Raw genomic sequence first — 746 nt, 5'->3', positions numbered from 1 at the left:
GTCCTCCATACCTTATCTTACTTTTATGCTAATTTGTTAGTACTTACTCATATCAATTAGACCATAAAAATAAGAAAAGGTTTCGCTCATGTCTACTGCTTCATCAACTGTCTTAGAGCCTGACTGGTTCACTCGTCCGACCTGTGTGGTCGCTGCCGATTTGGTCGGTAAGGTGCTTTGTAGAAAGCTGATCGACAGCGACGGATCAGAAAAAGTTTTGCGAATGCGTATTTCTGAGACCGAAGCCTACATTGGTCAAGATGATCCCGCCTGCCATTCACATGCAGGTACTCGAACGGCGCGCACAGAGATTATGTATGAGCAAGGCGGTGTGTTCTATGTCTATTTGACATACGGTGTGCATCATATGCTAAATTTGATTAGCGGCCCTCTAGAGTCGCCTGAGTCGGTATTGATTCGCGCTGGGTTTTTGACGGATGATAGCGACCGTCTGATTGATGAGCAACAACTCAGTCCAAATAAGCAGCTGACTCACCCCAAGCAGTTTGCAGGTCCGGGTAAACTGACCAAGCGCTTGCAGATAACTCGCGACTTATATGGCAAGCCTATCTCGCCAGACTCAGGCGTTTGGGTCGAAGATGATGGTTGCCAGCCACCCGTGTCAGTGCGTCCGCGTATCGGTATTGATTATGCTGGTGATGCTAAAGACTGGCTACTACGCTATATATGGACCGATCATCCTTCTTTATCTAAGAACTAGTAGATTGAGATTTAAACCTATTTTG

1 protein-coding gene is annotated in these 746 nt (G+C 46.2%); it reads left to right on the top strand.

Annotation, left to right across the window (positions count from 1 at the left end):
- Nucleotides 1–88 precede the first annotated feature (88 nt).
- Nucleotides 89–721 (top strand): DNA-3-methyladenine glycosylase, encoded by a 633-nt coding sequence (locus tag ACS8FC_RS17080; RefSeq protein ID WP_439297664.1) that lies wholly within the window; start codon nucleotides 89–91, stop codon nucleotides 719–721.
- Nucleotides 722–746: the final 25 nt, after the last annotated feature.

The organism is Psychrobacter sp. 1Y4 (genome assembly GCF_051847555.1).
This window is presented reverse-complemented; position numbering and strand designations above follow the sequence as displayed.

What these genes read in the sequence shown, in the direction of transcription:
- ACS8FC_RS17080 (WP_439297664.1), top strand. Translation starts at nt 89, where the DNA reads ATGTCTACTGCTTCATCAACTGTCTTAGAGCCTGACTGGTTCACTCGT.